Annotated in this window: 17 protein-coding genes; 5 read left to right on the top strand and 12 right to left on the bottom strand. The window is 59.9% G+C overall.

Features of this window, described 5'->3' with window-relative positions; all coding sequences use genetic code 11:
- Positions 1-9: 9 nt before the first annotated feature.
- The 8 genes from ACSQ9D_RS25895 to ACSQ9D_RS25860 all read right to left on the bottom strand — a co-directional run bounded on the left by ACSQ9D_RS25895 (position 10) and on the right by ACSQ9D_RS25860 (position 7,780).
- The gene (locus ACSQ9D_RS25895) at positions 10-1,044 is read right to left on the bottom strand and encodes a proline racemase family protein (protein WP_436284714.1); all 1,035 of its coding nucleotides are present in this window, start codon (positions 1,042-1,044) and stop codon (positions 10-12) included.
- A gap of 11 nt (positions 1,045-1,055) precedes the next feature.
- A complete protein-coding gene (locus tag ACSQ9D_RS25890; protein WP_436284713.1) occupies positions 1,056-2,531 on the bottom strand; it encodes an aldehyde dehydrogenase family protein in 1,476 nt (491 codons plus the stop codon).
- A gap of 30 nt (positions 2,532-2,561) precedes the next feature.
- Complete coding sequence (locus tag ACSQ9D_RS25885; protein ID WP_436284712.1) at positions 2,562-3,800, bottom strand: NAD(P)/FAD-dependent oxidoreductase; 1,239 nt, start codon at positions 3,798-3,800, stop codon at positions 2,562-2,564.
- A 50-nt stretch (positions 3,801-3,850) separates the two neighbouring features.
- Positions 3,851-4,729 (bottom strand): 4-hydroxy-tetrahydrodipicolinate synthase, encoded by an 879-nt coding sequence (gene dapA / locus ACSQ9D_RS25880; protein ID WP_436284711.1) that lies wholly within the window; start codon positions 4,727-4,729, stop codon positions 3,851-3,853.
- A 25-nt stretch (positions 4,730-4,754) separates the two neighbouring features.
- Complete coding sequence (locus ACSQ9D_RS25875; RefSeq protein ID WP_436284710.1) at positions 4,755-5,420, bottom strand: amino acid ABC transporter permease; 666 nt, start codon at positions 5,418-5,420, stop codon at positions 4,755-4,757.
- 9 nt (positions 5,421-5,429) lie between these two features.
- The gene (locus ACSQ9D_RS25870) at positions 5,430-6,092 is read right to left on the bottom strand and encodes an amino acid ABC transporter permease (RefSeq protein ID WP_436284709.1); all 663 of its coding nucleotides are present in this window, start codon (positions 6,090-6,092) and stop codon (positions 5,430-5,432) included.
- Between the two features lie 11 nt (positions 6,093-6,103).
- The gene (locus ACSQ9D_RS25865) at positions 6,104-6,886 is read right to left on the bottom strand and encodes an amino acid ABC transporter ATP-binding protein (RefSeq protein ID WP_436284708.1); all 783 of its coding nucleotides are present in this window, start codon (positions 6,884-6,886) and stop codon (positions 6,104-6,106) included.
- 63 nt (positions 6,887-6,949) lie between these two features.
- Positions 6,950-7,780 carry a substrate-binding periplasmic protein gene (locus ACSQ9D_RS25860; protein ID WP_436284707.1) on the bottom strand — a complete coding sequence of 277 codons (831 nt, stop codon included), beginning with the start codon at positions 7,778-7,780 and terminating at the stop codon, positions 6,950-6,952.
- Between the two features lie 199 nt (positions 7,781-7,979).
- Here ACSQ9D_RS25860 and ACSQ9D_RS25855 point away from each other — a divergent pair, with 199 nt between their 5' ends.
- Entirely contained in the window at positions 7,980-8,699 is a 720-nt protein-coding gene (locus ACSQ9D_RS25855) for a GntR family transcriptional regulator (protein ID WP_436284706.1), read from the top strand.
- Positions 8,700-8,844: 145 nt separating this feature from the next.
- Here the strand turns inward: ACSQ9D_RS25855 and ACSQ9D_RS25850 are convergent, their stop codons facing one another.
- Positions 8,845-9,345 carry an Lrp/AsnC family transcriptional regulator gene (locus tag ACSQ9D_RS25850; RefSeq protein ID WP_436284705.1) on the bottom strand — a complete coding sequence of 167 codons (501 nt, stop codon included), beginning with the start codon at positions 9,343-9,345 and terminating at the stop codon, positions 8,845-8,847.
- Between the two features lie 106 nt (positions 9,346-9,451).
- Between ACSQ9D_RS25850 and ACSQ9D_RS25845 the strand changes: the two genes are divergently transcribed.
- From ACSQ9D_RS25845 to ACSQ9D_RS25830, 4 genes are read left to right on the top strand one after another with little or no spacing between them, the layout of a single operon-like run.
- Entirely contained in the window at positions 9,452-10,663 is a 1,212-nt protein-coding gene (locus ACSQ9D_RS25845; RefSeq protein ID WP_436284704.1) for a diaminopropionate ammonia-lyase, read from the top strand.
- Entirely contained in the window at positions 10,660-11,895 is a 1,236-nt protein-coding gene (locus ACSQ9D_RS25840; RefSeq protein WP_436284703.1) for a Zn-dependent hydrolase, read from the top strand. The genes ACSQ9D_RS25845 and ACSQ9D_RS25840 overlap by 4 nt, the downstream gene beginning before the upstream one ends.
- A 1-nt stretch (position 11,896) precedes the next feature.
- Positions 11,897-13,057, top strand: coding sequence for a M20 aminoacylase family protein (locus tag ACSQ9D_RS25835; RefSeq protein ID WP_436284702.1), 1,161 nt, complete (start codon positions 11,897-11,899; stop codon positions 13,055-13,057).
- Positions 13,058-13,109: 52 nt separating this feature from the next.
- Positions 13,110-13,904: an aldolase gene (locus ACSQ9D_RS25830; RefSeq protein WP_436284701.1), complete on the top strand. Its 795-nt coding sequence runs from the start codon at positions 13,110-13,112 to the stop codon at positions 13,902-13,904.
- Between the two features lie 315 nt (positions 13,905-14,219).
- Here ACSQ9D_RS25830 and ACSQ9D_RS25825 read toward each other — a convergent pair whose 3' ends face one another.
- From ACSQ9D_RS25825 to ACSQ9D_RS25815, 3 genes are all read right to left on the bottom strand, one after another.
- Complete coding sequence (locus tag ACSQ9D_RS25825; RefSeq protein ID WP_143147498.1) at positions 14,220-14,444, bottom strand: hypothetical protein; 225 nt, start codon at positions 14,442-14,444, stop codon at positions 14,220-14,222.
- 74 nt (positions 14,445-14,518) lie between these two features.
- Positions 14,519-15,595: an alginate lyase family protein gene (locus tag ACSQ9D_RS25820; protein ID WP_436284700.1), complete on the bottom strand. Its 1,077-nt coding sequence runs from the start codon at positions 15,593-15,595 to the stop codon at positions 14,519-14,521.
- Positions 15,596-18,328, bottom strand: a complete 2,733-nt coding sequence (locus ACSQ9D_RS25815; protein ID WP_436284699.1) for a hypothetical protein — start codon at positions 18,326-18,328, stop codon at positions 15,596-15,598.
- Between the last annotated feature and the right edge of the window lie 3 nt (positions 18,329-18,331).

The raw sequence follows: 18,331 nt of genomic DNA, 5'->3' as shown, positions 1-18,331 counted from the left end.
GGTTGCTCCTCATTTCAACAGGCCGACCTGCGGTCCCCAGGTGTCGGAAAGCGCAAAGCCCGCCACGAAAGGCTCGTCGTTGGAAACGCGTAGTTCTGTGCGACCATAGACATATCCCCGACCGGTGATGCGAGGAATGACCGCCTTGCGACCAGCAACCTCTGTCTCTCCGATCGCCTCGGCACGGAACTCTCCGCCAATGATGGAGCGCGACGTACGGACGTCGCCGACCGAGATGAGGCCGCGTGCGTAAAGGGAAGCCAGGTTGGCTGAACTCCCGGTACCGCAAGGCGAGCGGTCAACCCTGCCCGGCTGTAGTGTGGTGCACGTGCGAATGGCGCCATCGGGCTCCACATCGCGGAACATGACATAGGCGATCTCGTCGATGCCTGGCAGCGTGGGATGCTTCACCCCGACCTGCTCTGCGAGCAGGTGCGTGAGCTCGATACCCGCTTCGGCAAGCTCGCGCGCGCTATCGGGCTCGATGGTCAGACCGATCTGGTCGACGTCCACCAGGCCGTAGTAGACGCCACCGAATGCGACGTCGGCCTTGATCCGTCCCCACTTCGGCGTGTCGAGTTCATGGTCCAGCAACTCGGCGAAGCTCGGCACGTTGTCGAGACTGACGACCAGGCAACGGCCGTTCTCGCACGTCGCGTGCGCGACGATCAGACCCGCTGGCGTATCGAGACGGACAATGGTCTCCGGCTCCTGCATCCGTACGCGACCGCTCTCAAGAAGAGCCGTGACGACGCAGATACAGTTGCTTCCCGACATCGGATGCGCCCGGTCTGCTTGCAGCACGATAAAACCTGCGTCAGCGTCGTCCCGTGTCGGCGCGACGAGCAGGTTTACCGACATAGCGACGTTGGCGCGCGGCTCGAACGTGACAAACCGCCGTAGGCTGTCGTCGACAGTGTTGATGTGGTTCATCTTGTCGAGCATGGTCGCGCCGGGAACTTCCGGAGCGCCGTTGACGAGAAGATGACCGAGTTCGCCCTGGCAATGGACGAGCAGCAGTTCGAGAGTCTTGTCGAAATGCATCGGGCCGACCTCTACCTGATGTACCAGCCCCAGGGGTTGTCGGTGACGTACTTTGTGATCTGCTTGGTTTCGAGGTAGTTCTCCAGCCCCCAGCGCCCGAGTTCGCGGCCGATGCCTGACTCCTTGTAACCGCCCCAGGGTGCCTCGGTGAACGTCGGCTGCGAGCAGTTGATCCATACGATGCCTGCCCGGAAGGCGGACGCGACGCGCTCGGTGCGGACGTCGTCCTTCGACATGACGGCGGCGGCAAGACCGAAGCGGGAGTCGTTGGCGAGCTCGATGGCCTCCTCCTCGGTCTTGAACGCCTTGACGCAGACAACCGGGCCGAAAATCTCCTCGACCCAGGCGTCGCTGTCGAGGGGGACGTCGGTCAGTACGGTTGGGCGCAGATAATAGCCCTTGTCGAATCCTTCTGGCCTGGTCCCCCCGCACGCAACCGTAGCCCCAGCTTTGCGGGCGGCATCGATCGCGGCGGTGACCTGCTCATACTGGCGCTTCGAGACCAGTGGGCCGAGGAGGACGCCGTCCTCGAGACCGTTGCCAATCTTGATTTTGTTGGTCTCCTCGACAAGACGAGCGAGCAGCCGATCATAAATGGCTTCATGCACGAGGACGCGGGATGTCGCCGAGCAGACCTGCCCCTGGTTCCAGAAGATGCCGAACATTATCCATTCGACGGCTTCTTCAATGTCTGCATCGTCGAAGACGACGAACGGCGACTTACCGCCAAGCTCGAGACTGACCCGTTTGATGTCGCGCGCCGCTGCCGCCATGATCTTGGAGCCGACCGGCCCGGAACCTGTGAACGCTAGCTTGTCGACTTGCCTGTGATCGATGATGGCCTGTCCCGCCACCGATCCGGAACCCGTGACGATATTGAGGACGCCGGCAGGCAGTCCAGTTTCATCGGCGACGGCGGCCAGTTCAAGTGCTGTGAGCGACGTCAGCTCGGCTGGCTTGAGAATAACCGTGCACCCGGCCGCAAGAGCAGGAGCAACCTTCCAGGCTGCCATCAGCAGCGGATAGTTCCAAGGGATGATTGCACCTACGACGCCGATGGGCTCCTTCACCGCCTTGGATGTGAAACGGTCGTCCGGAAGCGAAATCGTTTCCTCCGGTTTGTTGTCGAGCTGTTCGGCAAGTCCGGCATAAAAGTCGAAGCAGCCGGCGGCGTCGGCGACATCCCAGTCGGCTTCCGGGAACGGCTTGCCGTTATCCAGCACTTCCAGCCGGGCGATGTCCGCCTGACGCACGCGGATGCCGGCTGCGATCGCTCTTAGATACTTTGCCCGCTGTGCACCGGAAAGCTTGGGCCAGCCGTCTTTGTCGAACGCACGCCGAGCAGCCTTGACCGCGACGTTGACGTCTTCGGCCGTCGCAGCGCTGATCGTTTGGATAGTCTCTTCGGTCGCAGGATTGGTTACGATGCAGGTTCCGCCCTTGATCGGCTTTACCCACTTTCCGTCGATATAGAGTTCGCTTCGCATCTGTATGTCCTTGCTGTCGAAAGCGACCGGTTAGAACCGGTCGACACGATATGGGTACATGTCCACGGGCGGCGCGACGCCCGTGATGAGATCGGCCATTATACGCCCAGTCGTGGCCGCGTAGGTCAGGCCGAGATGGCCGTGACCCGTCGCGTACCAGATGTTCTTCCGCTTCGCCGATGGTCCCATGACCGGAAGTGTGTCCGGCAATGCGGGTCGGTGCCCCATCCATTCTGTTGTCTCGCGAGCCTGCAGGTCCGGAAGAGCTTCCTTTGCCCGTTTGACCAACACCTTTGCCCTGCGATAATCCGGCGGCGCGTCGAGGCCTGCCATTTCGACGGTTCCGCCGACGCGAATGCCACCTGCCGTCGGTGTCACCATGAAAGCGCGGGCAGGCCAGATGATCGAGTGACGCATGGCGATGCCCGGATCCATGATCTGGGTGTGATAGCCGCGTTCGGTCTCGAGGGGGATGTGCTCACTCAGGAGTGCGGACAGACGTGCGGTGAAGGCTCCCGCCGCCAGCACGACCTCCTCTGTCGAAATCGTCCGCCCGTTGGCGAGCTCAAGAGCCGAGACAGACCCATCTCGCAGTTCGAATCCCTTTACCTCGCCCTGTTCGATCGATCCGCCCAGAAGGCGGAACTTGTCGGCGAGCGCCACGACGAGTTTGTAGGGATCGGATACGGATCGGTTGTCGGGAAACAACACCGCCTTGCCAATTCCTGTGGTCACGGCTGGCTCGAGATCCCGGATTGCGTTGCCGCCTAAAACCTCGTGCCGGAAGCCGAAGCGCTCCAGGATCTCGATGTGCTCCCTGTCCGCGCGGAACTCGGCTTCGTCCTTATAAAGGCTCAGGCACCCCTCTTCGCTGAGCATGTCCGTGAGGCCGGTGTTACGAAGCAGTGCGTCGAGGTCCTCGTGGACGCGAGCACACAGAACCGCGCCCGCAGCCTCCAGCTCCCGAAGTTTCGAAGGCCGACTTGCTGCCAGGAAGCGGAGGAACCATGGGACAAGCCTGGGGACGTATCCGGGCCGGACGCGGACCGGCCCTTCTGGATCCAGCATCCACTTCGGCATTTGCGCCCAGATGCCCGGCCGAGAGGCCGGCATGAATTCCGTGACAGCTATACTCGCCATGTTACCATAGGACGCGCCCTTTCCCGGCGCGTCCTTGTCCAGCAGCATGACGGAGCGACCACGGCGTTGTAGTTCGTAGGCGATGGCCACGCCGATGATGCCGGCTCCGACGACCACGGTTGATGTCACGACGACCTCGTCACGTTTGAGAGATTGCAGGCGACTTGACCGCCTCGGCTTTACCAGTTGAGAATCGGCTCCATAGCCTTCCTGAATTCAGCCTTTTCGTCGGCCGTCAGCTCGCCCAGCGGGGCGCGGCAGTTGCCAACCGACTGGCCCTGCAGTTCGCATCCGTACTTCACCTTCTGAACGAACTTGCCGCTCTCCAGGATGTTCATGGCCTTGTAAAGAACGATCATCTTCTCGCGAGCCTTTGCCAAATCGCCCGAACGGAAGGTTCGATCAAGGTCGACGCAGGCTTTCGCCATGCAGTTGGCGGGACCGCAGATCCAGGCGTCCGCGCCCCAGAACATGAAGTCGAGCGCAATGTCGTCCGATCCCGAGATGAGGTCGATGCGGCCGTGGTAACGGGCGTGGATGTCGATTGCGCGTTGGAGCGATCCCGAGCTTTCTTTGATACCGAGGACGCGCGGATCGTCTGCAAGCGCATCCAGGATGTCGAAGCCGATCTCAACGCCGTCCTTGTACGGATAGCTGTAAAGCACGAGGTTGACGTTGGTTTCGGCAAGCACCTTCTGAAAGTGAGCGAGAAGCTCATCCTGCGTCGGACGAGTGTAGAACGGCGTCGCGAGCAGAACGGTATCGTAGCCGATCTCCTTGGCGCGAAGAGTGTTTTCGATAACTTCGCGGGTTGCGGGCGCGTTCGTGCCGGCGATCAAAGCCTCGCCTTCGTTGGCGAAGTCCTTGACGAACTTTAAAACCTCGTCGCGCTCGGCGTTCGACAGGGCGGAATACTCGCCCGTCGATCCCATTGGCACCCATCCGGTCACTCCGGCAGCACGCAGGCCGGTCAGGTGCTTTTCGAAAGCCTTGAAGTCGACTTTCCCGTTCGCATCGAACGGGGTAATGAGCGCAGGCATGACGCCAGATAGTTTCATAAAAGTTCTCCAATGTTCGGAATGATCAAATCGCGAGCTTCTTGAGGACCCGCCCTTCGATGAGCGAGACACCGCGCGTCAACGGAAACGCGATGACGAAGTAGATCAGTGCAACGACCGTCAGCACCTCGACGGGCCGCGCAGTATTGCTGGAAATGTTCTGACCCACGAACATGAGGTCGGCCATCCCGACCGCCGAAACCAGCGCGCTTTCCTTGAACAGACTGACGCAGTTTGAAAGCAGTGTCGGGATCGCGCGCAGTACCGCCTGCGGCAGGACGACGTTGGTCACTTGCACATTGCGGGGAAGGCCGAGCGCCACGCAGGCATCCAACTGTTCCGGGCCGATCGATTTGAGGCTCGCACGGAATGTCTCGCTTGTGATCGCGCCCATATAGAGGGTCAGGGCAATCACGCCTGAGGTGAGGTTGGAGAGTTCGACGCCGAGGATCAGCGGCAGGCAGAAGAAGATCCAGAAGAGCTGGATGAGCACGGGCGTGCCACGGAAGAATTCTACGTAGACGCTGGAAACGGCCCGAAGCGCAACCGACCGGGATGTCCTGGCAAGGCCGACAAGGAAACCGAGCGAGCAGCCGAGCACGATGCAGATTGCCGTCAGCTTCAGCGTCGTCCAGAGGCCGAGCAGAAGCGCATGCTCGAAACGAAGAAGTATCGAAAAATCGAGCGCCATCTCGGCCTCCTAGCTGATGAGCTGTTGGCGGCGCCGCTCGAGCAGGCCGACCATCTGGGTTACCGGGAACGAAACTGCGAAGTAGATCAGAGCCACAACGGTGAACGTCTCGATGGGGCGGTAGGTTTCGGTCGCCAGGGACTTGCCCTGGTACATGAGGTCCTGGATCGCGACGATGGCGACGAGCGCGCTTTGCTGGAAGATCACGATACCATTGGTCAGAAGGACGGGGACGGAAGCGCGAAAAGCCGTCGGAAGGACGATGTAGAGAATCCGCTGCAAAGGATTCAACCCAAGGGCGATCCCCGCGTCGATCTGCTCGCGTGGCACCGCCTGAATCGACGCCCGGTAGGCCTCGGCATTGAAGGCCATGAGATTGAGGCCGAGCGCAAGTATCCCCATCGTGATCGGATCGAGAAACACGTCGAACAGCATCGGTACGCAATAGAAGATCCAGACGATCTGAACGATGGCCGGTGTGCAGCGAAAGAACTCAACGAAGAGCATGAACGGCAGCCGAACGGCCTTGATCGGGCTCATGATCAGCAGTGCCAAGCCGAAGCCCAGAACGACACCGATGAGATTCGCCGCTGCCGTAAGCTCCAGCGAGACCCACAGCCCCTTCAGGAGCGGAGCAAACGACACCGAATTGAAATCGAACGTGTAGTTCACGGGGCTCGCTCCTATTGCTTGATATGGAAGACGCGGTCGATGAATTCCTTGGTACGCTCTTCCTTCGGAGCGCCGAGCACCTGTTCCGGCGGGCCGTCCTCGACGACGATGCCGCCTGCACAGAAGATCACGCGGGAAGCGATGTTCTTGGCGAACCACATGTCGTGCGTGACGATCATCATCGGCATGTCTTGTGCGGCAAGCTGCAGGATGACCTGCTCGACCTCGCTGACCAGCTCTGGGTCGAGGGCTGACGTGACCTCGTCGAAGAGCATAAGCTTGGGATCGAGCATGAGCGCGCGGGCGATAGCAACACGCTGCTTCTGTCCGCCGGAGAGTTGCGCGGGATATGCCTTCGCCTTGGCGCCAAGACCGAACCGCTCCAGCAAAGTGTGTGCACGCGCCTCAGCCTTTGCCCTAGGCTCCCTGCGAACCTTGCAGGGCGCGAGAACAAGGTTTTGAATGACGTTGAGGTGGGGGAACAGCGTATAGTGCTGGAAGACCATGCCGATCGACCGGCGGACCTCGGTGTCGATCAACGTCTTCTTGTCGACCGCCTCAGAGGAGATGTAGGGCTTGCCATCGAAGCTGATCGATCCGCTGTCGATCTTCTCGAGCCCCATCATCACCCGAAGCAGCGTGCTCTTGCCCCCGCCGCTCGGGCCGATAACGACAACGCGCTCGCCAGGCTTCATTTCGATGTCGATGCCCTTGAGCACCTGAACGGCACCGTCGCCATAGCTTTTATGGAGCGCCTGCATTTTCATGAGGGGAAGGCTGAAAGACATGGTCATGGCCGATCTCTGTTTTCCAAGAGAGAAAAGAGGCGCCGGCGGCGAACGCCGGCGCCGGTGGCTTTACTTTGCTCCCTTGAGAACCTCGTCAACGGCCTTTTTGATCAGCTCGTCGACATGACCGGTCGCAACTTTTTCTTCGAGGAAGATGTTAACGACCTCGACGTCTGCTGTTGACAGATTGTGCGGCAGGCCGAAGGCGACGCCCTGCTTGGCGAGCGCCGGCGTCGGGTTCATTGCGATGGCCCAATCCGGATTAGACTGGGTGAAGAGCTGGTTGGTGTCGGAAGCGTCGACCAGGATGTCGGCCCGCTTCGACGTCACGGCAAGGCGCGTTTCATCGTTGCCGGGCAGACGCATGATGGTCGCGGTCTTGACCGCCGCCGAAATTGCCTTGTCCTGTGCCGTTCCCGACATGACGGCAAGTGTCACGCCCTCCTTGTCGATATCGGCAACCGTCGAGGCACCGGCAGGAATCTTCGTGTTGTTTTTGTTGTAGGCGAGCGAGATCTGATACTCCATCGCCGGGACAGAAAACTGAACGGCCATGGCGCGGGCGGGTGTGCGGTTCAGCGCAAGCGAAACGTCCCATTTACCGGCCTGCAGGCCAGCGACGATGTTGTCCCACGTGGTATCGACAAACTCCGGCTTCACTTTGAGAGCGTCGGCGAATTCCTTGCAAAGATCGGCGAAGAAGCCTGAGTACTCGCCGGTTGCGGGATCGCGCATGACGTAAGGAGGCGCGACGGCAGCTCCGCACTTCAGAACTCCAGCCTTCTGGACGCCCTGCCAGTATCCTTCGGCCGTCTGAGCCTCAGCGGCGGTCGTCAAAGCTCCCAACAAGGCGAGCGCAGGCATCGTCCGCAAGGCGGACGTTATCAACTTCGAGAGCATCGGCATTCCTCTTTTGCTGTGCGCAAAGCGCGCGGTTCCACTCGTCGGCTGTAGCCGTTTCTGTTGTTTTTCGTGTCGGCTGCGTGTCGACTGACGAATTAATGTCAACAGCGTGTCGACAAAGTCAAGCGGAAAAATTACATTGCCGTAGCCTTGGTTTTCTGGCCCAATGCCGCATCTGCGAATGAAAGGGACCTAAGTGTCTGACGAGTCTGAAGTGAAACGAATTCGGGGAACCGGCTGGAAAAGCGTGTACGAAACGCTTCGTAGCGAGATCCTCGCACTGGCCCTTCCCCCCGGCCAACTTCTCGACGAGACGACGCTGGCCGAGCGCTTCGACATGTCGCGATCCCCCGTCCGGGAGGCATTGATCCGGCTTGGGGCAGACGAACTGGTCGTCACCCTTTCCAATCGGAGCACCATCGTGGCCCCGATCGAAGTCGCGACGTTTCCCAAATACGTTGATGCGCTCGACATCGCCCAGCGTATGAACACGCGACTGGCGGCGGCGCTGCGGACCGACGCTGACCTCAAGGTGATCGCGAAGCGCGACAAGGCGTTCGCGGCGGCGGTTAAGACGGGCAATCATCTGGCGATGTCGGAGGCGAACAAGGAGTTTCATATGGCGATCGCCTACGCCGGCAAGAACCAGTATCTGGCCTCCTTCTACGAGAAGCTTCTGTCCCAGGGACAGCGGATGCTGCACCTGCACTTCGAATATCTCGAACGGACTCATGAAGGATATCTTTTGACCGACGAGCATAGTCAGATGCTGGAAGCGATCCGCGACAGGAACGTGGATCTCGCCGACGAACTCGCCCACGCGCACACACGGCAGTTCCAGGACAACTTCATCAACTTCATGCGCGAGAACTACACGACGGACGTCGCGCTCGGACCGCTGCGCGCTGCACAGTAAAGATTATGAGGGCGAAGAGCGTCAGGGTCGTCGCCACAGGCGCCATCACCAAGCCATGGACCTAGTCTGCTGCCGAACCCGGATGGGTCTGCGCCGCGCGGCCGAAGCGCGTGGCAGGGCTTGCCACCAAGTACGAACGCAAACCTTAAGCGGCTCCTGATCGACTGTTGATATCGATCGCCAAGCCGACCTTCACCCGATCCATGGCAACGAATGTGCGGAAACGCTTGACGTTGTTGTTGCCGAAGAAAAGCCGTCGCGTCAAAGCCTCGTAGTCGGTCATCGTGGGGACGACGATGACGAGGACGAAATCAGCCTCTCCGGTGACATAGTAGCACTGCTGGATCTCCGCAGAGGCTGCGAACTCCTTCTTCGCGTGCTCGATCTGCTGTGCGGTCTCGCTGATGACCTCGACTTCCACGAAGATCGTTATCGACTGCCCGACGGCGTCCGGATCAACGATTGCAACGTCGGCCCTGATAACCCCCTCTTCCCGCATTCGCTTGATCCGTCTCTGGACGGCGGGTGCCGACAGGCTGACCGCGTCGCCGATGGTCCTGAGCGGCGTCGTGTTGTCCCTTTGCAAGACAGTCAGGATCTTCCGATCGAACTCGTCCAGACGAGACGCCTGCAGTCGGTTGTTCACACAAGCTCTCCAATGAAACAAAATTGCAAAAACACCCCCGAATATCAGCGCTTTTTTCGTTGCACTTGCAATAGATTCGCGTCCGGTCCACCAGACAGGCAGGCAAATGTTTCTTTTGAACAAGACTGACCAGTATCGCCAGGCGCTCGATCAAAGGGATGTCGCGATGCTCGATTCAGCCGCCGCCCGGCAGGTGGAGCATCACCTCTCGTTCCGGGACAATCATTCCGAAACGCCGCTCTGGTCCCTCCCCGGCCTTGCCGCCGAACTTGGCGTCGCCTCCATACATGTCAAGGACGAGGGCCACCGCCTTGGCCTTGGAAGCTTCAAGGCGCTGGGCGGGGCATATGCCGTTATCCGCCTCGTTCTCGAGGAAGCCGAACGAAGGTTCGGTCGCGCGTTGGGCATGGCCGACTTTCAGTCCCCCGAGGTCCGGGCCGTTGCCGAGACGATGACGGTCGCATGCGCGACCGACGGCAACCATGGCCGCTCGGTTGCTCAAGGGGCTGAACTGGTCGGCGCCCGCGCTGCCATCTTCGTTCACTCGGGCGTCAGCGACGAACGCGTTGCCGCTATCTCCCGCTTCGGCGCCGAGATTATCCGTGTCCGGGCAACATACGACGATTCGGTGAAGGAGGCCGCCCGGGTGGCGGAGGCAAACGGCTGGACGATCGTGTCGGACACCTCATGGCCGGGCTATGAACGTATCCCCGGACTGGTCATGCAGGGTTACACCACCCTTGTCAGCGAGGCGCTCAGGCAAATGCCTGAGGTTCCAACACACGTCTTCATCCAGTCCGGCGTCGGTGGGATTGCTGCAACCGTCGCCGGCCATCTGGCGATCGAGTTCGGCAACGCGCGACCGATCTTTACGGTCGTCGATCCAGAACGTGCTGCGTGCCTTTTGGAGACGGCACGCGCCGGCACTCCCGTCGTGGTCGCCCACGGCATGCCGACCATCATGGCGATGCTTGAATGCTACGAGCCTTCGCTTGTCGCGTGGCGCATACTGTCGCGCGTTGCGGATGGCTTCATGACTGTGGACGAGGCAGACGCGGTCTACGTGATGAACCGTCTCGCCAATCCCGTCTGCGGCGACCCGGCGATCGTGGCGGGCGAAAGCGGTGGGGTCGGGCTTGCCGGTCTGCTGAAGGCAGTGGCCGATCCTTCCATCAAGGCCGCGCTGTCGCTTGATCGCCATTCCCGCATCTTCCTCGTCAACACCGAAGGCGCGACCGACCCTGGAAGGTACGAAGAAATCGTGAGCGTTGCTCCATCTGACGTCGCAGCCAAGAACGCAGCCGGAGATCATCCGTGAGCAGCCACTCGATAGATAGCGCGCGCCTGCTCGGGCGTATCAGAACACTCGGCGACATCGGACGGGATGCGGACGGCCGGCTCTTGCGGCTTGCAGCTTCCGACGCGGAGAAGCTCGGACGGGACCAGTTTGTCGCCTGGATCGCGGATGCGGGGCTCGACGTCGCGGTCGATCGCATCGGAAACATCTTTGGAATATGGAGGGCTTCCGGCATCAGCGACGGAAAGCCGCTGATGGTGGGTTCTCACATCGATACCGTCATCGATGCCGGCATCTATGACGGCTGCTACGGTGTGCTGTCTGCGCTTGAGGTGATTCAGACACTGAAGGAAGACGGCTTCGTTCCTTCCCGGCCGATCGTCGTCGCCGCCTTCACGAACGAGGAAGGCGTGCGCTATGCGCCCGATATGATGGGATCGCTGGTCTACGCCGGTGGCCTCGCCCTGGAGACCGCCCTCGCCACCGTTGGAATCGACGGGACGATCCTTGGAGAAGAGCTTGGCCGCATTGGATATCCAGGACCACATGAGCCAGGATTTCTGTCACCGCACGCTTATATCGAGCTTCATATCGAGCAAGGGCCAGTTCTGGAGCGTGAAGGCATTACGATCGGAGCTGTAGAGAGTGTGCAAGGCATCTCGTGGCAGCGGATGACGGTCGAGGGCGACGCCAACCATGCTGGAACAACGCCGATCTCCATGCGCCGGGATGCAGGTCATGCCGCAGCTAGGGTCATTACCTTTCTGCGCGACCGGGCGAAGAACTCGAATTCCCCGACGGTCGCGACTGTCGGCTGCATCAGTTTCGAACCGAACGCCATCAACGTCATTCCGTCTCGTGCAACGCTGACCGTGGATCTTCGCGACCCGGACGAGGAGCGGCTCAGACAGGCCGAAACGGCGCTTTCCGCGTTTCTCGATGCGATATCGCAAGAGGAGCACGTTGAAGTGTCTGTCGAGAGGCTGGCCCGGTTCGAGCCGGTCCGGTTCGATCAGCGCATCGTTGCGACGATCGAGAAGGCAGCCAAGGATCGCGGCCTGACCAGCAGGCGGATGACTTCCGGCGCTGGCCACGACGCCCAGATGATCGCAAGGATCGCGCCGGCGGCCATGATCTTCGTTCCCAGTATCTCTGGCATCAGCCATAACCCGAAGGAACGGACCAACGATGAACATCTGATCGCCGGCGCGAACGTTCTTCTCGACGTCGTCGGTGAACTCGCGCGGAGGTGACATGGTGATCGATCGGGATTTGCTCCATCGGGAAATGATGGCCTGGAGACGGGATTTCCATGCTCACCCTGAGTTCGGCTTCGAAGAGCAGCGAACGTCGAAGCTCGTCGCCAGCAAGCTTCGGGAATTCGGTCTTGATGACGTTGTCGAAGGCGTCGGTGGCACGGGCGTGGTCGCGACCCTGAAGCGCGGCAATGGCAACCGCGCGATCGCGCTTCGTGCCGATATGGACGCGCTGCGCATCAATGAACAGGCAAACCTGACCTATCGCTCTCAAAACCAGGGCATCATGCATGCGTGCGGCCATGACGGCCACACCGCGATGTTGCTCGGTGCGGCGAAGATCCTGGCTGAGGAAGGCGGGTTCGACGGCACCGTTCGGTTGATCTTTCAGCCGGCGGAGGAATGGGGAAAGGGAGCTCTGGCGATGATCGCTGACGGCCTCTTCGAGAGGTTTCCGTTCGACGAGATCTACGGCGTTCATAATATGCCTGGGCTGGAGGTCGGCACGTTGCATACGCGCCCGGAAGCGATGATGTCGGCCGAGGACAATTTCGTGATCACGCTCACGGGCGTTGGGGGTCATGCCGCGCGGCCGCATTGGGGCAACGAAGTGCTTGTCGCTGCCTGCGCGCTCGTGACCAACCTGCAGACCATCGTCTCACGCCGGCTGGACCCGGCCGACATCGGCGTCGTGTCCGTCACCGAACTGATCACCGACGGGACGAGAAATGCATTGCCAGGAGTGGCGCGGATCCTCGGCGATGCCCGCAGCTTCCGTACGGAGATCAGCGAGACGATCGAAAGGCAGATGCGCCTGATCGCCGAGGGCACGGCCTTTGCCTACAATGTCAAGGCCGAGGTCGTCTATACGCGCGAGTTCGTGCCGCTGATGAACGACCCGGCGCTGACGGAGGAGGCGCTGGCCGTAGCGCGCGATCTCTACGGCGCCGCAAATGTCGCCATTGCGGGCAATCCCATGACGGGGTCGGAGGACTTCGCGCAATTTCTCGCGCATGTGCCGGGTTGCTTCGTGTTCCTTGGCAACGGCAAGAATTCGCCGCCCCTGCACAATCCTACCTACGACTTCAACGATGCCGGTCTCCTTGCTGGGGCAGACTTCCACACAGGGATTATTCGCCGGCGGCTTCAGGCGAGTTGATGGGCCGCGGTGTGTGAACCCTTTCCATTGACTTCTACAAAAGGAATTTGCCATGGCGCATTCACTGATCGCTTCACAGAACACCCGCCCCGGAGGCCCGAACCAGCCGAACCTGGAGACCGACGAGATCTGGCAGGCACGCGTCGATCTAGCCGCCTGCTTCCGCATGGCTGCGACCTACGGTATGGAGGAAGGCATCTGCAACCACTTCTCGACCATCGTTCCTGGTTACGATGACCTTTTCATCGTCAACCCCTACGGCTTCGCCTTCAGCGAACTGACGGCCTCGATGCTGCTGGTCTGCGACTTCCATGGAAACGTGATCTCGGGATCCGGAACGCCGGAAGCGACCGCCTTTTATATCCATGCGCGCATCCACAAGAACATCCCTCGCGCGAAGGCCGCGTTCCACACACATATGCCTTATGCGACAGCGCTTTCGATGACGGAGGGTGATCCGCTCATTTTCGCGGGTCAGACGGCGTTGAAATTCTATGGCCGGACTGCGGTGGACCGCAATTACAACGGGCTTGCGCTCGACGAAGGCGAAGGCGACCGCATTGCGTCGGCGATCGGCAACGCCGACATCGTATTTATGAAGCACCACGGTGTGATGGTCTGCGGCCCGACCATTGCCGAAGCTTGGGACGATCTCTACTACCTCGAGCGAGCCTGCGAGGTACAGACGCTCGCGCTTTCGACTGGGCGCGCCGTCAATCCCGTCGCGCCGGAGATTGCGCAAGCAACATATCGGCAGATGCGCGCCGGCGATCCGGAATCGGCTCGTCTCCACCTTGAGGCGATCAAGCGTACGCTCGACCGGAAGCAACCGGACTTCAGGCTCTAAAGGCTCCCCAGTCCAAAATCCACGGAACGTATGCACCATCTAGACGGTCGGCGACGTGCAGGCGCCGCAGGCTGCCGGTCAAACATAGCAGGACCGACGTGGGCGGCGCCTCTTCGCTAGGGGCATGTTGCCTCGAGCTGTCTTCGTATCCCATGACTACCGAGCTCAGACAGTGCGACAATGTCAATATCGGCTAGACTTCGAAAGGCGCTGCTCATTTTTTTGGAATTGCTTGGTATGACTTGATTGCCGCGGCATTGAAGCCCGCTTACTGGAAGCGGGCTTTTCCGCCTGTCTCACCCCCGGCATTCCCACCTAAAAAATGCATCCGCGGGATGCAAGCTGCATCTTACGGCGAATGATAATGTTCATGCTCTTGCCGGAGTTCTTTGCTTTTGTCAGCAGTTTAGCGCAAGTTTTCGGGCTAAGCTTGCCGTCAGGATTTTTCGGAGTTGTTTGCTCGGAGATTGTCGGGCGCGCTGCCATGCCTTGGGCGGCGACATATGCCGGCATGAAAAAAAGGGGGGCAAGGCTGATCATCAGAACATATCTAACCTTAAACATTTGTGGGCTTTCTTATTCCTTGAGTGACGTGTGATTGAGGACGAACTATCTCAATCCCCAGAGTATTGCTCGGTCAGATTGCCCCCAAGATTCGAGTTCGATAGTGGCCTGTACTTCTTGGCAAGGCGCAGTGCCCTCTCATCTTTTTCATATGTCAGATAAGGCTCCAGCCATGCGAGCTGAAAGGGCTCCAACGTCTCGCTGCCCATGGAAAAGGACTGCTCAGTTCCGGCCTTAGCCGCTGCGAGTTCCGGTTTTTCGACCGCCGAAAGCGTGAAATCCACGATCTTGGCAAGCTTTCCATCACACACGGCAAAGCTATCGGCTGCGTGGCCTTTCAGGAGTACTGCATTGACGACCAGGGGCGCCACCGCGTGCAATTGATAATGCAAGGCTTTGTCCCCTCTCTTCATTTCGAAGGGAAGCGCTCCAGCCTCGTCGGCCGAACAGACGACCATCTCCGTTGACTTCGCACCCCAGGCAACCTGCTCATCGTCATTTGTCGCCAGACCGATTTGCGCGACCGCAAGTCCGGCCCAGGCGCGAAGGTTGTTCTGCGATGCCATCGGTGGCGCGTCATTGTCGAAGAAGGATTCCAGCTTGCGGCCAAGGGGCGCCAACCACGCCTCGATTTCCACTTTCTGCTTGCTCGGCGGTGGCGTTAGGGCCTTCGCTTCATTGTAGGCAATTGCGATCCCGGCCAGGCGCGGGGAAATGGCGAGCTTCGCATTCATTGTTCCGAGATCGGACAAGGCGCCGGCATTTGCCCATGTAGCCAGTGCGGTATAGAGACACCGGCGTTTCTCGATGTCGGAGGGCTTGGTGGCAGACGATCCGTGAGAGAGTGCGGCTACTGACCTGACAAAGAGATCTATGGGTCGTAGGGCCTTGTTGACAGCTGCGTTGCTTTCCTGGTCAAGCTCTGAGCGGGACGCGTCACCCTTTTCATAACGGCTGCCAAGCTCAAGGCTTGTAACCGGCGTGGGCACTCTCGGGCATTTCTGTTCGGCCTGTGCAGGATGGTCGCCGACGGCGAGCAACCCCAGTGCCAACGGCGAAACAAGAGCACCCTGACGAAGCTTGCCAAGCCCCTTAATCCATACCGGGCGGGAAACATACGTTCTCATCTAGTTCACCTTCATTGCCATGACCGCCAGCATTTCGTTTGCTTGCTTGTTGCCGAGACGCGCTGCCTTTTCCAGCCAGGCCTTCGCCTGAGGCAACGACGGCTGCGTGCCGATTCCGTAGGCGTAGTTCTGCGCCAGCAGCACCATTGACTCCGCATCGCCTTTGTCCGCCGCCTTCTGAAACAGATCCGTAGCGTTTGAGGCGGCCTCCGCACCGGCATTGGTCGCAAGCTTCAGCTTTGCGAATTCGCGCATCCCGATAGGGTCGCCCGTATCTGCCGATCGTTCGTAGATCGACGCAAGATCAACGCGTGCCAAAACAAGTTGGTAGATGCTCTTGTGCGATCGCGCCAAGCCGGTCAGGCGGCTAGCAACCCGTTCGGCCGGAGCATGTTCGATAACATCGACCATCAGTTCGGTTGCTTTCTCAGGCGAGAACTGTTGGTTCTGTTTGTCGGTGTAGGTTTTCAAGAGGTACTGCTCGGCCTTCGCATCGCCACCACGAGCCGCGATTTCGAACAGGCGCATGGCGCTGTGGCGTGCCTCTGCCGATGCAACTGCAGAATAGGCTTCGGCCAACAGTCGTGCTCTCCACGGCTTTCCTTCCGAGAAAGCTTCGCCAACATCCATCCAGGCGCGCGCTCTGTCTGGTTGACCCAGGTCCGAATAAGCGCGCGCCATCGACAGCGCCGAATCGAACGAGCAGTCCATGACGCTTTGCGCGCGCAGCAGGTAACTCTGTTTCAAATTGACATCGCTCACCTGCCGAGCCGCAAAAATCGATGCGTCAGCGTCACCGCGATCGGCGATGGACGGCAGGTATTGTTGGTAGACGCCAAGAGGCGCAGCAAACTTTTCGGCAAGCAGTTGCATGGCCCTTCCATTGCCGTTTGCAGCTTCCAAACGAAGGTTCTTTTCGGCTGAGGCCGCAAGGGTAGGGTCATCCCTGAACGAGGAAAGTATCAACTCGCCAGCCCCGACCCGCGCAGCCGGGCTGCCCCGATCGGCAGCAGCCAGAAGTCGATCGAGCGCGGCGCGCTTCTTGCTGGGATCATCGCCTGCTGCCTGCAGCATCAAGGCTGCAAATGCCGCCTCGGCGTCCGGACTCGTCGACAAGCGCTCGTCCCACTCTTTGATAGCGTGAGCGTCCGTTCCAATTGCCTTGAGATACCAGAGATAGGCAGCAATCAACTTTGGTTGGCCATTCAGTGCACCCGATTGAAGCAGGGCTGCCGCAGACGTGTTTGCTTGATGAGCGAGCTCCTCGATGTCTTCGACTGACCATGCGCCGCCCTGCGTTCCCTTGGCGGCGTTCGCCCAATAGGCCGCCTGCTCGAGGCGAGGTCCGTCGGGCGCGTGACACAAGTAGGCATCGCGCAAATCATTCATGGTGTCGGTCCGGCCGAAGTTGTCAAGAAGCCCCAATAGAAGGTTGATCCCCTCGTCGAAATTCCCCTCGCCAGTGCTGCCCATGCGAATGGCGGCCAGACTGTGCATGGACGTCATGTCACGACGCTCGGCTCCTTTTGCGAAGAGCTGGCTTGCCTGGTCGCGAGATTTCCAATAGCCGTCCGTCTCGATTGCAAGATTTGCCAGCCTGGCGAAAACCCAACCAGGCGCATCGTTTAGTGACGTGAGTTCGTTCAACGCTTGAACATACTTCTCCCGGGCGTCCGGCGCGTCGGAGTAAAGGTTTGCGAGCCTGATCAGGCTGCTGCGATGACCTGATGCCACAGCCTGGCGATAATAGTACTCGGATTTCTCAAGATCTTTTGGAATGATCGCCCCGATCTCGTAAACGTGGCCGAGCTCGGACTGAGCGGCAACCACACCATGATCGGCCGCGAACTTGAGGTAGCGCATCAGGACTGCGTTGTCCTTGCGGATATCGGAGCTTTCCATGTGATAACGAGCTACCTTCCAGGCAGCATTGCCGTCTCCGAGGTCGGCTGCAAAGCGCAACCACTCCTCCGAGATCGTGCGGTTCTGTTGAACCACTTCCCCCTTTTCATATTCTCTGGCAATGCGCGCGACCCGGTCGCAAATTCCACTGTCAAGTTTTCCGACCATCGCGCCGAAGGCCATTGTTATGGCGAGCGATGGGTCAACCGTCCAACCCTCGATGCTCTGTCCGTCGAGGTTTCGCTTGGCAAGCTGCAGGAGCGCATTTGGATTTCCGCCATAGGCGGCGTTGACAAGGTAGGATAGGGCCTTTGTCGTGTCTTTCTGATCGGTAACGCCGTTCAGGATCAGCTCCGCGGCCAGGTCCAGATCCTTCGGCGTACTGGTTTCCGCGTTTGCGACGAATGCCTCGATCGTTCCGGTGTCCTTCAGCTCATCGATCTTTCCCGCCCGAAGGTAGAGCGTGATCTTCTCCGCCTCCAAATCCTGCGGTTTCATGTTGTGGTCCAGGCCGGGCAGCAGTTCGATCATGCGTGCGATGACAGGAAAATAGAGTTCCGGATCGATGTCGCGAAGTCGTTGCGCCTCGCGCTGAACCAGCCACGGTGCCATCTTCGGAAGGGACTTGCGATCCCAGGAAAGCCATCGATCAATGACCTCCCCATCCGGCGCCCGTTGAATACATATCGGCTTCACCTCAACCTTGGGCGGCAGGAATTCGATGGCGACTGGACCTGCCCGCACCTGGCCGGCGGTCGCTGCGAGCCATAGGCACGCCGCAACGGTCCCGACAAGCGAAGAAGGAATGCGTCGAAAGGCATGAAACGACATCAT

The sequence above is a fragment of the Rhizobium sp. LjRoot258 genome (genome assembly GCF_964254185.1).
In the GTDB taxonomy this organism is placed as follows: Bacteria; Pseudomonadota; Alphaproteobacteria; order Rhizobiales; family Rhizobiaceae; genus Rhizobium.
This window is presented reverse-complemented; position numbering and strand designations above follow the sequence as displayed.

Coding starts and splice junctions, on each gene's coding strand:
- ACSQ9D_RS25895 (WP_436284714.1), bottom strand. CDS start 1,044: ATGCATTTCGACAAGACTCTCGAACTGCTGCTCGTCCATTGCCAGGGC.
- ACSQ9D_RS25890 (WP_436284713.1), bottom strand. CDS start 2,531: ATGCGAAGCGAACTCTATATCGACGGAAAGTGGGTAAAGCCGATCAAG.
- dapA (WP_436284711.1), bottom strand. CDS start 4,729: ATGAAACTATCTGGCGTCATGCCTGCGCTCATTACCCCGTTCGATGCG.
- ACSQ9D_RS25875 (WP_436284710.1), bottom strand. CDS start 5,420: ATGGCGCTCGATTTTTCGATACTTCTTCGTTTCGAGCATGCGCTTCTG.
- ACSQ9D_RS25865 (WP_436284708.1), bottom strand. CDS start 6,886: ATGACCATGTCTTTCAGCCTTCCCCTCATGAAAATGCAGGCGCTCCAT.
- ACSQ9D_RS25860 (WP_436284707.1), bottom strand. CDS start 7,780: ATGCTCTCGAAGTTGATAACGTCCGCCTTGCGGACGATGCCTGCGCTC.
- ACSQ9D_RS25845 (WP_436284704.1), top strand. CDS start 9,452: ATGTTTCTTTTGAACAAGACTGACCAGTATCGCCAGGCGCTCGATCAA.
- ACSQ9D_RS25835 (WP_436284702.1), top strand. CDS start 11,897: ATGGTGATCGATCGGGATTTGCTCCATCGGGAAATGATGGCCTGGAGA.
- ACSQ9D_RS25830 (WP_436284701.1), top strand. CDS start 13,110: ATGGCGCATTCACTGATCGCTTCACAGAACACCCGCCCCGGAGGCCCG.
- ACSQ9D_RS25825 (WP_143147498.1), bottom strand. CDS start 14,444: ATGATCAGCCTTGCCCCCCTTTTTTTCATGCCGGCATATGTCGCCGCC.
- ACSQ9D_RS25820 (WP_436284700.1), bottom strand. CDS start 15,595: ATGAGAACGTATGTTTCCCGCCCGGTATGGATTAAGGGGCTTGGCAAG.
- ACSQ9D_RS25815 (WP_436284699.1), bottom strand. CDS start 18,328: ATGTCGTTTCATGCCTTTCGACGCATTCCTTCTTCGCTTGTCGGGACC.